Below are 13,755 nucleotides of genomic sequence, written 5' to 3'. Positions count from 1 at the left end.
TTTAAATTACGACCTTTTTAATTTCACCTTCGTAACTCATGATACCTCTCGCACTTGAAGAAATTTGAACAGTAGTTTTTCCAGTACCTAAAATGGTTATATAGATACTATAACTCTCATTTTTATCTTTGGCTTCGAATTTTAGAAATATTTTTCTCTTTTTGTCATTATAATCAGCAATAAAAACCGTTTCTTTAGTTTTAAACTCAATATTATTTGGTCCGCTTAACGTACCTCTATTCATATTTCCAATAAAAGGAAAATTTGCATACGTTTTATCACCTTCAATTAGTAAACCATCACCAATGGCTTCTGTACGATCGCCTTTTTGAGTAACAATCCATGCCGTTTTAAAAACAAAGTGACCATTTTGAACTAGTATTTTCGTTTTAGCATACTCGGCTAATTTCTTTTGCTTTTTTAATTCTTTTTTAGATTGAGCTGTCAACATTGTTGTGCTCATTACAAACATTAAACAATAAAATAATATCTTATTCTTTTTCATAAAATTTGGGATTATTGGGTAGAATGGATATATTTTAAGCTCCCATTACTGTTAAAACTAGACATTCAAATGATTCATATAAATTTAAGCGACATGTTTTTTTAAAACAATGTAGATTTTAAAAGTAATGATTTTTACCTATAATGAAGTAAATTAAAAAGGTTATTTACAATTAAGACCGTGTAATTTATAGGAATACACACGATAAAAAAGGAATCAAGGATTACCCAATACTAAAAAAACGCTCCCTATTTTCGGAAATCACCGAATTATGGAGCGTTTTAATTTTAATTAACAAATAGTCTGCGTAATTAAGAAATTACTATTTTTTTACTGTAGTTTTTATTGTCTTTATTAATATTATAAATATAAACACCAGCGGCTAAATGTGGCCACTTTTCTGAAATAGAAATATCATGTTGTCCTGCCTCTAAACGATCTTCAAACAACACACCTGTTTGTTGACCTATGATATTAAATAGGGATATTTTATACGTACCTTCTTCGTTATTCTCTATACGTATGGCTACTTGATCTTGATCATATATCGCCGTATGTTCAAACTTTTCTCTGATTAAATAATCGTGATTGGTCACTTTACTACTACAAGAAAACCCTAAATCTAAAGGTACATAAGGTCGTGGTATCGACTCATTGATGGCTGCAGAATCTACACAAAGCCATTCTTGCATTACCGTACCATATACATTGATAAAATCTTGCGTATAATTTAAGTTCCCTCCGCGTGTTAAATTGGTTAAACTAGGATGTTCTCCGATAAACCCGTTACCATTTAAGGCGGGACCAAAAAGTAACATTGGTGCAGCTGTACCATGATCAGTTCCGTTAGAGCCATTTTGTTTTACACGTCGCCCAAATTCTGACATGGTCATCGTTAACACATCACGATCGCGTCCACTTGGTTCTAAGTCCAAATAAAAAGCTTGTACCGATTCAGAAATATCCGTAAGTAATTCTTGATGTCTTTCGGGTTGATTGGCGTGTGTATCAAACCCATTCAGGTTTACCATATATACACAAGTACCCATCCCTGCTTTTACTGTTTTAGAAATAATAGATAAGGCTCTACCCAAATTAGAATCTGGAAATTCAACCGTATTGGTTTGTGTTGCCGCAGCCTCTTTTATTACGCCTGAGTATTTTAAAGTGGTATTTAACACACCACGTACATATTTTAATTGTGAGCCTTTTGTACAGTCAGGCACATCTGCTACGTTGTATAACGTACCATCTGAAGCAATTCGTTCTAACTGACCCGTATTGGCTATGGTAAAGGAATAATTACTTTCTGTTCCTTTAAACATAATATCACCCATACCTCCAATTTGTAAGGCTGGAGGTGCATCTGGTAAATTCAATAAATAATCAGGATATAAATCTTCAAAATAACGACCATAGACACCCGTTTCTACCAAATCATCATCTGTTCCTCTGGAGAAATTATCAGTTCCTGTAAAATGCGATAAGTTCATATTTTCATAACCTGTACCATTTACCACTTTCATACAACCACCTTCCCAAAGGGCTTCCATGGAGTCTTGTAAATAACTAGGTACTCCAAATTCTTCCGTTAACTTATAAATATCAGCCATTTCGTGCTTTAACGTCGGTCTGTGATTGGCATAACTATCATAATCATAAATAGGTACAATCGTATTTAATCCGTCATTACCTCCTTGAAGTCTAATGATTAACAATACTCTATCACTATTCGACTCCCCTAAGGCTTTTGTTAAAGCTGTTGGTTGCCCATATGCCATCGGAATTCCGTTTACCATTAAGGTAGCACCTGCCCCACCCAACCCTAAGGTTTGTAGGAAAGAACGTCTGTTCCATTTTTTATGATCTTCAGTTTTACAACTGGCATGAAAATTTTTATCTGTACACATAAGTTCTATTTAATTTGATAATCTGGTAAGGATACGATATACTCTAATAAATCGCGGACCTGGAGCGTGGCCGTTTCAAAGCCTAAGGTCCAACTATTGTCATCGAAATAATTGGATGGCACTCTACTTTTAAATACATCTACACCTACAGTATAATCATCCATGGTATAGGGAATTTCATTCATTAATGCTTCAAAAATAGCCGTAGCAACAACCTCTGCATCATTACTATTACTTGATACATCTATCGCAAATTCTCTAAATTGTTCTTGGTCTTGTTCCCAAGCCCATTGCAATACATCATCAATTAAATAACCTGCTCTAAAGGTAATTGTTCCTGAATTTAACCAATCTCTATCTCCATCCCAACCCGCAACGGTGGGTGGATTCAAAATATTCTGATCGAAAAGCCAAGAGGAAATATTTTTTATAGACTCCTTATTTATATCATAATCGCCAAAATTAAGTCCTGTGGAGGTCATAAATTGAACAATCAGATCTAGTGGACTTTTAATAATGACACTTTTAGCATTGGCATCGAAAAAATGAGCACTTTTAAATAAAGTTTTTAGAATAGGAGCTATTTCAAAACCATTTGCGACAAACTGTGCGGCGAGTGGATGTATAATTAAGGTACGAATGTCTTCATCTACCTCAGGACTCACAAAATCGATATAGATTCTTTCACAGATATAACGTGCAATGAGATCGGCTCTTTGTTCAAATAAAATATTAATTACATCATCATAACCCCAGTTACCCGTTTGATCAAAAATAGTTTTAGGTTCTGCATCAAATTTTTCTACATCAAAAATAATTCGAGAATTTTCACCATTTTCATATTCATTATATCCCGTTAAGGCTCTCGCAGTATTTACGATATCATCTTCTGTATACCCATTACCTTCGCCTAGGGTAAAAAGTTCGTACAATTCTCTTGCATAATTTTCATTAGGATCGCCCACTACATTATCAAAACTATTTAAAAATTTCAGCATGGCTTCATCCAAGCCAATTTCATGAATAAAAGTTTTAAAATTGCCAAAACTGTGGCGTTGTAACGCTAAAAAATACCGAAAAGCATAACCAGCGAAATCATATTCATTAATTCTGGTAACTATAATATTATGCCAAAAAAAAGTTAAGCGTCCACGAACACCATTGTCTATTAATTCTTTAATAAAAGCATACTGTGCCGTTTCTTTATTCTTATCATTTTCATCTTCACTATAGGTAAATCCGTTCGCTGCGTAATCAGCAGGATCTAACGGTGCCCACCCAGGTGAAGCTGTTGGTGCCAATCCCATTGCAGCATCAATAATTTGATCGACATAAGCAGATGGACTCTGACTCAACGCATTGGCAATGTCTGCAAAGGGAATACCAAAGCCTAAACGGTTGTGCAAGTGGCGTACATTTGCGGCATTCCATGGGTTTTCTGTGCTTGGAACATAAGCTGTTAAAGGGGAAATATTACATGATAAGTAGCTAGTTGTCATTTAGTTGCCTTTTATAACTTAGTTAAATAGTTTTATTAGTATGTATAGTATGATATAATCCATGTCGTTTTTTAATCTCTCTTCTATTTTCTCTCTGTTCTCTGCTCTATCATCTTTTCTCTCTACTCTATCTTCTCTTTTCTATCTTCTCTTCTCTTTATTCTATTTTCTCTCTTCCTAATACACTTCCTTTTCTCGTAAAAAATAATTGATAGAAATTCCTATGGTTTTATTTTTCCAAGTATCAGTATCCGTATTCATTATATTGGTTAAGCCATTGTAATAATTCAATCGAAGTTTCACCCGTTTTTTAACGAGTAGTCCAACACTTGCATTAGCACCAAAGCCCAATCGCTTTATAGTTGCATCACCACCAATATCTAAAAAAACAGTTTCTGTATCATTTTTAGTAATGGCTCTATTGTGATAACCGACGTTAAGTCCGGCATCTACAAAAAATTGAAGGTTTCTTCTATTAAAATTAAGATAGTATCCTAAATTGATGGGAATTTCAATAACATCAATTCCCCAATTTTCATTGGAAGTGTTGATACCTCTTCGGCTTATAGCCTTAAAAGACCTTCGGTTAAAGGTAAAGCCCAACCGTACAAAAATGCGATCGTTTAATTCTCTTTCAGCTACATATCCCACCCAAAAACCAGTAGATCTACTTGGTTCTACAGATTCACCAACCACAAAATCAGTATTGGTCGAGTTGACACCCACATCTAAACCATGATAAAATTGACTGTGTGTAATGGACGTAACGAAAAATAAAAGAAGGAAAATTCTTTTGAAAGGTATGCTTGTAAATTGTTCTCCCATATTATGGTTTAGGCATCGTTAGTTTATAAATCAGGGAGATTATTAAAGAAGAACGTTAAAAAATTGCGTTTATTATACTCTTATCATAAAAATAATCAGAATGATGAGAATTCCTTAATCTAAATTAAAATCGAATTTTAGAAATAATTAACAGAATTGTAAATTTATTTGTGGATTTTTGCAGCCTTAAATCGCTAAACATTTAACCCCTAACCTATTTTATCTATTTAATGGATTCTCTTACTCAAATTGTATTAGGTGCTGCCATCGGTGAGGTTGTACTCGGAAAAAAAATCGGGAATAAAGCCATGCTTTATGGAGCCATAGCAGGTACCATTCCTGATCTTGATATTATATCCTCATTTTTTACAGATACTGTTACCGCATTACGATATCATAGAGGTTTTACCCATTCCATTGTGTTTTCCATATTATTTGCCCCACTAATGGCGTGGCTGGTGACACGTTATGAACCTTATAAAAATTTCAGAAATTGGTCTTGGTTGTTTTTCTGGGCTTTTGTAACACACCCTATACTCGATGCTCATACTACTTGGGGTACACAGCTTTTTTGGCCTTTAGACATACGATTGGCCTTTAAAAATATTTTTGTCATAGACCCTTTATATACCATTCCTTTTTTAGTGTTTTTGATTTTGGCTATGGTTCAAAATAGGACTTCCGAAAAAAGAAGCTATTACAATAGAATGGGACTTATTATTAGTACCTCTTACTTAGTATTAACACTACTTTTTAAATTAGTAAGCTATCAAAAATTTGAAAATGCCTTAGACAATCAACAGATTGTTTATAATGACCTATCCACCAAACCGGCACCGTTTAATACCGTTTTATGGTCGGCCAATGTAAATACCCCAACTTCGTTTTTAATTGGTTATTATTCGTTTTTTGACAGCCAGCCCATTACGTTTCAAGCCTATCCTAAAAACCATGAGTTATTGGGTGAATTAATCCATAATGAAAAGGTTCAAGAAATGATCCATATTTCTCAAGGTTGGTACACCATTACCAAGAAAAATGGCGACTTGTATTATAACGATCTACGTTTTGGCCTATTAAGTATGAAACCTGATGCCGAGAATTTTGTATTTCAATATAAAATGGAAGTAGATGCCAATAAAGAAGTCACTTTTGTAGAAGTACCGAAAGATGCCTTAGATGGTAAAAAATTAGTGGCGGAATTGTGGCAACGCGTTAAGGGGAATTAAATCCTATCCCCAGCCCTTTCCTAAGGAAAGGGAGCTTGTTTTTAGTGTATAGCGTATGGAGTACTTCCATCAATATTTCAGTAATGCATGAAGGGATGCTATACAATGACCTCCCCCTAGCCCCCTCCGAAGGAAGGGGGATTGTTTTTAGTGTATAGCGTATGGAGTACTTCCATCAATATTTCAGTAATGCCCGAAGGGACGCTATACAAAGACCTCCCCCTAGCCCCCTCCGAAGGAAGGGGGATTGTTTTTAGCATATAATAAGCTGCCATTATCTACTACAGAATTAAATCACCCCTTCAGGGTTCTCTTTTATCAGAATCCCGAAGGGATGATATTCTTATTACTCCTACAATCGGACGGAATGCTTCCATCCTTACTTAACATCGTCCTTGCAGGACTATCAGAATCCCGAAGGGATGATATAACATGAACGTGGGACGAAGTCCTTCGTTACTGCATCTGATCGTGGGACATAGTCCTTCGTTACAGAGACACAGCCATGTGTTACACCACCCTTACAGGGCTCTCTATACTCATTACTAGTAGCACTGGCTGGAACTCACAGTAGCGGTAGGTACCCATAGTAGCGGACGGAATGCTTCCATCCTTGCTTAACATCGTCCTTGCAGGACTATCAGAATCCCGAAGGGATGATATATCCTTAACGAGGGACGAAGTCCTTCGTTACAGAGACACACTCCTTCGTTACTGCATGTGAATGTCCTATCCCAGCCCTTTCCTAAGGAAAGGGAGCTTGTTCGATAACTAAGCCAGAACACAGCCATGCGTTACACCACCCTTACAGGGTTCTCTATACTCATTACTAGTAGCACTGGCTGGAACTCACAGTAGCGGTAGGTACCCATAGTAGCGGTAGGTACCCATAGTAGCGGTAGGTACCCATAGTAGCGGATGGAATGCTTCCATCCTTACTCGAATGCGTCCCTTCAGGACTTTCTTAGTCATGAAGTGATTATATCATTAATCCCATACAAATCGATCATCATATTCCACCTCATTTTTTTCTAAAAAGTATTTGTACTCATCTTGAAATGAGTTTTTATTATGATGAGCATGTTGATTTTTTATATAGTTGACAATTGCGTCTACTTTATAAGGATTTACCGAAAATGCACCATAACCATCTTGCCAAAAGAAATTTTCTAAACTTTTATCCTTTGTCTTCATCCATTTAGATGAATTTGCTTTTAGCTTTTGAACCAAGGTCATTAATGCTATTTTTTTAGAAAGCATACATAAGATATGAATATGATCTGTATAACCACCTACAATTAATACGGGACATTCTAGGTCATTACAAACTCCACCTAGGTATTTATGTAATTCTTGTTCATAAGGAGGATGTATTAATGCAGCCCTATATTTAGTACTAAAAACGATATGTACGTAGTTTTTTACTAGTGATTGCCCCATAGTTATCGTGTGTTTAGTTTATAATACTTTGCTAATCAATATACTTATTCCTTTTGTATTAATCAACTCCTCTAGTAGTGTCACCATAAGAATCCCGAAGGGATGATATACCCTTAACGAGGGACGCAGTGCTTCGTTACAAAGACACACTCCTTCGTTACTGCATGTGATTATCCTATCCCCAGCCCTTTCCTAAGGAAAGGGAGCTTGTTTTTAGTGTATAGCGGACGGAGTACTTCCATCAATATTTCAGTAATGCCTGAAGGGACGCTATACAAAGACCTCCCCCTAGCCCCCTCCGAAGGAAGGGGGATTATTTTTAGCATATAATGAGCTGCCATTATCTACTACAGAATTAAATCACCCCTTCAGGGTTCTCTTTTATCAGAATCCCGAAGGGATGATATATCTTTAACGAGGGACGAAGTCCTTCGTTACTATACATGAATCAGAAATACAGTCCTTCGTTACTGCATGTGCACCGAAGATGCTATCCTTCGTTACTCCATATGAACCAGAGTCACAGCCCTACGTTCAAAGAAAGTTCACTTTAACAAAACAACAACAGAATACCTTAAAATATAATCTTATTTTTGATGCTATTTTTATCCAACTTATAAGTTAATTTTACGTTGCTAAAATCAACCAACAACCCAAATAAAAAAGCGAATGCCATTATTCTCAAAATATACTTTTACTTTTACTTTTCTACTTTTTAGTTTTGCCTGTAATTTTAGTTTCTCACAAAACACTATAGAAGTATCGGGTACTTTAATAGAAGCCGAAACGAAACAAGCTGTTCCTTATGCTACGGTAGTTTTCTTTGATAAAACTAGCAAGGAAATTATTAAAGGTATTACTTCAGATGATGATGGTAGCTTTAGAACTACGATAAACAATCCCAACTTTTATATAGAAATCAGTTTTATGGGCTTTGCTACAAAATCCATAACGACCTATTCTGTTACCAATAAAAAAGTAAATTTAGGTACCATTACCCTTGCCCCAGACAATCAAGCTCTTGATGAAGTTACCGTACGAGCAGAAGTTTCAAAAACAGTTTTTAAATTGGACAAACGGGTATTTAATGTAGGTAAAGATATCAGCAGCACTGGTGTTAGTGCCTTAGAAGTGTTGAATAATGTACCGTCTGTAAATGTAAATATTGAAGGAGAAATCAGCTTACGTGGTAGTTCTGGTGTGCAAATACTAATTAATGGAAAACCTTCTGTGTTGGCAGATGCCTCTAGCAATGCCTTAGGAACCATTACCGCAGATATGATTGAAAGTATTGAGGTAATTACCAATCCTTCTGCAAAATATGAAGCCTCGGGTACGGCGGGAATTTTAAATATCATCTTAAAAAAAGAGGATAAAAAAGGGTGGAATGGTTCCATTTCTGCAAATACCGGTATTCCTGATAATCATAGTATTGGATTGAGCCTAAACCGGCGGACAGAAAAATTTAATTTGTTTGCTCAGTTGGGTGCTGGTTATCGTTCATTACCACGAGATAGTGAATCTAAGAACACCGACTTGACCAATAACGAAGTTATTTATAGCAAAGGGACGGACTATCGCGATGAGACCTTTTTCAATCTCACCTTAGGAGCCGATTACCATATTAACGAATTAAATGTACTTACCTTATCGGGGAATTTTGCCTATGAAATTGAAGATCAACCGTCAGCAACTACGTTTAGCTATTTTGATGCCAGCGATAACCTTATTTCTAAATGGATTAGAGATGAAGTCACAGACGCTACAAATCCGAAATGGCAATATGAACTGAATTATAAAAAACAATTTGAAAATAATGAGGATCATACCTTACTCTTTAGTGCCTTAGGTAGTTTCTTCGGTAAAGACCAATCGTCACAATTTAATAGCACTACGCTCTCTGGAACTGAAGTGAATGACGATCAGCAAACGGATACCAATTTTCAGCAGGCCGATTATACGTTTAAGTTAGATTATACCAATCCGATTACTGAAGAATATAGCATAGAAGCGGGAGCTCAATATCTTATTAATGATGTGGGTAATGATTATGAAGTGAGAGACAAAGATGATAATAGTAATGTATATACCGTAAATGATGCGTTAACCAATAATTTTGAGTACGACCAAAAGGTATTAGGTGTTTATGCGACAGGAGCTTATGAACGCAAAAAATGGGGATTAAAAGCAGGATTACGAGTAGAGAATACCAATTTAGTCACTTTGCTGACCACTACGAATGTAAACAATACGCAAGACTATACCAATTTCTTTCCTTCGGTACATACTTCTTATAAAGTGGGTGAAAACTTTTCATTGCAGGCGGGATATTCTAAACGAATTTTTAGACCGAGGTTATGGGATTTAAACCCTTTCTTTAATGTTAGAAATAATTTTAATGTCCGTGCAGGGAATCCTAATTTACAGCCAGAATTTACAGACTCTTATGAGTTAACGAGTATTTATAAAATTGGTAAAGCGGCATTAAGCTCTAGTCTGTACTATAAATATACCACAGAAGTTATAGAACGTGTTTCTACCTCTTTAGACAATGTGACCACCACAACACCAGAAAATATTGGTACCAATGGCACCGTCGGATTTGAAACCAACGGAAAATACAATCCTACAAAATGGCTTACCCTTACGGGAGATTTTAATTTCAATTACTTTAACCGTGTCGGGACTTTCGAAACCAAGTCTTTTGATTTTTCAGGAAGTCAATGGTCATCAAAATTAGGTTCTAAAATTGGTCTACCTGCCGATATTGATTTGGAATTAACAGGTTCTTACCAATCGGGTTATGAAACCGTTCAAGGTGACGTTACGGGATTTGCCTTTTTAGATTTGGGAATTAGAAAGAAGATTATCAAAGGAAAAGTAATGGTGAATTTAGGCGTTAGAGACCTGTTTGAATCGCGAATTCAAGAAAGCTATGTGTATCAAGATACTTTTGAAGCTTATAATTATGGCAAACGTGGTCGCTTTTTTACCCTAGGGGTTAGTTACGGATTCGGAAAAGGAGAAGCCATGACTTATTCTGGTGGTAGAAGGCGGTAGTCCTATCCCCAGCCCTTTCCTAAGGAAAGGGAGATTGTTTTTAGTGTATAGTATATGAAGTACTTCTATCAATATTTCAGTATGTTTTGTAGGGACTGTATAAAAAGACCTCCCCCTAGCACCCTCCGAAGGAAGGGGGATTTGTTTTTAGTGTATAGTGTATGGAGTACTTCAATCAATATTTCAGTAAGGCCTGAAGGGCGGGTGTACAAAGACCTCCCCCTAGCCCCCTCCGAAGGAAGGGGATTTGTTTTAGTTACTTAAACCAGCTGTGTAAACCAGCTAAAAAATCATATTATAGATTCTGAAAGAACGGCATAAAAGACCTCCCCCTAACCCCCTCCGAAGGAAGGGGGATTTGTTTTTAGTTACTTAATCCAGCTGTGCAAATCAGCTAAAAAATCACATTATAGATTCTGAAGCGACGGTATCAAAATCTCACTCTAGCTCACTTACCTAAACTATTATTTATTTCTCTTTTTGTTACAAAATGAAACAATACCCTACGGCTCTATTGCCTAAATTTGAGCATGAGATATACCAATTACTTCGGACAACATTTTAAAGAACACGGACAGCCACATTTAAACAATGATTGCTATAAGCAATATTTTAATTTGGTGTGTATAGAAAACAAAATTCACGGTATGGAACTCCTCAAAAAGAAGTATAAAGGCACTCCTGAATACTATAAATACGACATGGAAATTGACAGCCTCCAAAAGCAAATTTTCCAGATTACCACCGATGATAAACCTGAATTCTTTTTACTAGAATTGTTGAAGAAATCTGCCAATTATTAAAACCTATTGCTTTTAAAAACAAAACTAAAACTCCTTCCCTTGTTTCAAGATAGATGTAGCGATAGCTGTGGACAAACTATAACTTACTACTTGAAGACCTTAAACAGAATGTTAAATAAATGCAGAACCTAAGCTCCTCCCCTTAAAAAAGGGGAGGGGTCAACCTCTTTTCTCACTCTCCCGAATCCCTCCCGAAGTCTCGGGATTCGGGAGGGACTCGTACCTCCTAAATCACTAGAAGAGACGTGGCATGCGTCAGTTCGAGTTGAGGCGTCAGCCGAAGTATCGAGTCCCGAATCCTCGGGAGAATGCAAACCAAGTACCATTACTCACTCTCCCGAATTGTCGGGACTCGATACAATTCACTCTCCCGAATCCCGAGACTTCGGGAGGGACTCCTAAATCACTCGAAGTGACGTGACATGCAAATTCCTACCATTATTAAGGAGGACGTAACGAAAGTTACGGGCCAGATGCAGTGTGGGATACGCATAGTAATTTCGCTAATCTAACTAAAACGTAATTTTATCATTTTGTACTTTCTACTGCGGACGGAGGGGTCAGGGGATTCCCCCCCCCCCCTTCTATTGAAGTTCATTTTTTGCCTTCCCTATGTTGACTTAATTGTTAATTCCATTAACCAACTTTTAATGGCATTTGCATGAAAACCGAAAGTGCACTAGACGAAACCGTTTATACTAAACTTCGTCTTATACTTTGAAAAAAAACCCTAGTTGTTTTTAGTGTTGGACTCTCGTGGTTGATAAAAGGCGAAGCTATTTTGGGGGATAAAAAATGAGTAACACAAATGGTATCAAATAGTATGTTTTTTGAGTAGCATTTTCTATTTGGCATTAAACTATATTCTTACTAATTGTAGTTTATTAACGGGTTAGTTTTTTTAATCTTGTCTGATAGGCTTGTGTGTAATTTCGTTTTGCTTTTTCATTTAAAAAAGAGGCTTCAATTAATGTATGCACTTCATTTTGTTTAGACAATACATCGGAAAACACTTTGTTTACTTGTTGTTTTAAAATACCAGCTTTTTCTCCTAAGATAAAAAACTGCTCTGTAATTTTTCCCTGTGCTAAATTAGGCGGCAATAAGCCATCATCTAACGCAAATTCTTTATCTTCTATGTGTAATCTACTATTTAACAAATCATAAGCAGGACTTAATCTGAAATCACCCATAGGTGTTTCAATTAATGAAAAGTTTTTAAAATGTGCATCTCCATTCGAGAATAAATAGTTAAAGAGTATCAGCTTAAATAATTTGATAGATTCTATAGTATAAGCAGGTGTATACTTTTTTAATATTTGAAAAAGTTCAACGTAGTTACCAGAATATTTAAAATCTTCGCCATGTGTTTGTGGTGTTCTGCCAGCTAAAGAAGCAAAATCTTCTTGAGCCCATTTATTGCCATCATCTTTAACATCAAAACGTTTTGTAATATATGCAGCAGCACCATTTTTAAAAAAAATGAGTGCATTTTCTGCGGTTTCCATATGAAATACCTGACGTGCAATTTGCATGGTTACATGCTCGTTTGCTGGCATTTGGCTGGCGTTTTTACCAACGTTAGGAATTGGTTTTAAAATGTATTGTCCTTGTTCTCCTTCATCTATTAAACGCAATTTATTTTTTTCTAGTAAGACCGAGAATTTTTCTTGAACACCAGAAATAGACATGCGTTTTCTGTTTGCAGTAAACAACATATCTGTTTGTTCATTGTTTGTTGGCGAATCGTAAGGCAATATTGGACTTACTTTTCTTCCTTGAAACAAACGTTTTAATGCAGTGTTACTGTAGCTAGTATAATTTGCTGCTAGTGTACCTGGACAATATGTTATTTTTGGTAAAGCCATTAGTTCGTTATTTTTTTAATGGTTATTGCTCCAATAGTATCGTATTTTGCAGTGGTAAGTAAGATGCCAAAATGGTCTTTTTTATCTATTCGATTCTCAAAACAAACCGTTTGTTTGTTAGACCCTTCTGGCAACATATTATAAAAAGTGGAAAACAGATATTTTGAGGTAAATTCTTGTTGCGTTTTGGGTAAGGTCAAACTAATAGCGGGTTTATCTGGATTATTAAACCAATAGTCGTAATAAGTAAACACAAAACTACCATCATCTAACTGCATTAACAACCCTGCAGCTTCTTTTTTGTATAATACCTCTGCTTGTCTCATTATTTTTTAGTTACATCTTTAACTGTAAAGGTGAGTTCCATACCCAATGCGTTACCAAGCTTTTGTAAGGTTTCTAAAGTTGGGTTGCCTTTACCGCTTTCAAATTGTTTTAGGGTACGTAAACCTACACCAGAAAGATCTGCAAGCATCTCTTGGGTTACATTTAGCATATCTCTACGTGCTTTTATAATTTCTATTAACTGTTGTGGGTGCATTATATAGCTCTTTTTATGTAAATATATACTTTTTTAATAAATAAACACACTATAAGTGCTTTTTATGGCACTATT

11 protein-coding genes are annotated in these 13,755 nt (G+C 35.9%); 3 read left to right on the top strand and 8 right to left on the bottom strand.

All coding sequences use genetic code 11. The features are described from left to right. Nucleotide 1: 1 nt before the first annotated feature. From D3P13_RS06520 to D3P13_RS06505, 4 genes are all read right to left on the bottom strand, one after another. Nucleotides 2–463, bottom strand: a complete 462-nt coding sequence (locus tag D3P13_RS06520) for a DUF4251 domain-containing protein (protein ID WP_157972848.1) — start codon at nucleotides 461–463, stop codon at nucleotides 2–4. Nucleotides 464–816: 353 nt separating this feature from the next. After that, nucleotides 817–2,415, bottom strand: a complete 1,599-nt coding sequence (locus tag D3P13_RS06515) for a DUF1501 domain-containing protein (RefSeq protein WP_117880512.1) — start codon at nucleotides 2,413–2,415, stop codon at nucleotides 817–819. Nucleotides 2,416–2,420: 5 nt separating this feature from the next. Continuing rightward, the gene (locus D3P13_RS06510; RefSeq protein WP_117880511.1) at nucleotides 2,421–3,914 is read right to left on the bottom strand and encodes a DUF1800 domain-containing protein; all 1,494 of its coding nucleotides are present in this window, start codon (nucleotides 3,912–3,914) and stop codon (nucleotides 2,421–2,423) included. A gap of 177 nt (nucleotides 3,915–4,091) precedes the next feature. Next, nucleotides 4,092–4,739, bottom strand: coding sequence for a porin family protein (locus D3P13_RS06505; protein ID WP_117880510.1), 648 nt, complete (start codon nucleotides 4,737–4,739; stop codon nucleotides 4,092–4,094). Between the two features lie 230 nt (nucleotides 4,740–4,969). Here D3P13_RS06505 and D3P13_RS06500 point away from each other — a divergent pair, with 230 nt between their 5' ends. After that, nucleotides 4,970–5,968: a metal-dependent hydrolase gene (locus D3P13_RS06500; RefSeq protein ID WP_117880509.1), complete on the top strand. Its 999-nt coding sequence runs from the start codon at nucleotides 4,970–4,972 to the stop codon at nucleotides 5,966–5,968. A gap of 987 nt (nucleotides 5,969–6,955) precedes the next feature. Here the strand turns inward: D3P13_RS06500 and tnpA are convergent. Continuing rightward, nucleotides 6,956–7,408: an IS200/IS605 family transposase gene (tnpA, locus tag D3P13_RS06495; protein WP_117880508.1), complete on the bottom strand. Its 453-nt coding sequence runs from the start codon at nucleotides 7,406–7,408 to the stop codon at nucleotides 6,956–6,958. Between the two features lie 669 nt (nucleotides 7,409–8,077). Between tnpA and D3P13_RS06490 the strand changes: the two genes are divergently transcribed. Together D3P13_RS06490 and D3P13_RS06485 are read left to right on the top strand one after the other, a co-directional pair. Further along, a complete protein-coding gene (locus D3P13_RS06490) occupies nucleotides 8,078–10,468 on the top strand; it encodes an outer membrane beta-barrel family protein (RefSeq protein WP_117880507.1) in 2,391 nt (796 codons plus the stop codon). Between the two features lie 530 nt (nucleotides 10,469–10,998). Next, nucleotides 10,999–11,271: a hypothetical protein gene (locus D3P13_RS06485; RefSeq protein ID WP_117880506.1), complete on the top strand. Its 273-nt coding sequence runs from the start codon at nucleotides 10,999–11,001 to the stop codon at nucleotides 11,269–11,271. A gap of 884 nt (nucleotides 11,272–12,155) precedes the next feature. Here D3P13_RS06485 and D3P13_RS06480 read toward each other — a convergent pair. The 3 genes from D3P13_RS06480 to D3P13_RS06470 are packed head-to-tail and all read right to left on the bottom strand — an operon-like array spanning nucleotide 12,156 to nucleotide 13,680. Continuing rightward, the gene (locus D3P13_RS06480) at nucleotides 12,156–13,139 is read right to left on the bottom strand and encodes a type II toxin-antitoxin system HipA family toxin (protein WP_117880505.1); all 984 of its coding nucleotides are present in this window, start codon (nucleotides 13,137–13,139) and stop codon (nucleotides 12,156–12,158) included. Next, the gene (locus D3P13_RS06475; protein ID WP_117880504.1) at nucleotides 13,139–13,465 is read right to left on the bottom strand and encodes a HipA N-terminal domain-containing protein; all 327 of its coding nucleotides are present in this window, start codon (nucleotides 13,463–13,465) and stop codon (nucleotides 13,139–13,141) included. The genes D3P13_RS06480 and D3P13_RS06475 overlap by 1 nt, the downstream gene beginning before the upstream one ends. Further along, nucleotides 13,465–13,680 carry a helix-turn-helix domain-containing protein gene (locus D3P13_RS06470; protein WP_117880503.1) on the bottom strand — a complete coding sequence of 72 codons (216 nt, stop codon included), beginning with the start codon at nucleotides 13,678–13,680 and terminating at the stop codon, nucleotides 13,465–13,467. Before D3P13_RS06470 ends, D3P13_RS06475 begins: the two co-directional genes overlap by 1 nt. Between the last annotated feature and the right edge of the window lie 75 nt (nucleotides 13,681–13,755).

Origin of the sequence: Aureibaculum luteum, assembly GCF_003449015.1 — a bacterium.
Lineage (GTDB): Bacteria > Bacteroidota > Bacteroidia > Flavobacteriales > Flavobacteriaceae > Aureibaculum > Aureibaculum luteum.
Note: the sequence above shows the minus strand (reverse complement) of the source record. Positions and strands in the feature narration are given on the sequence as shown.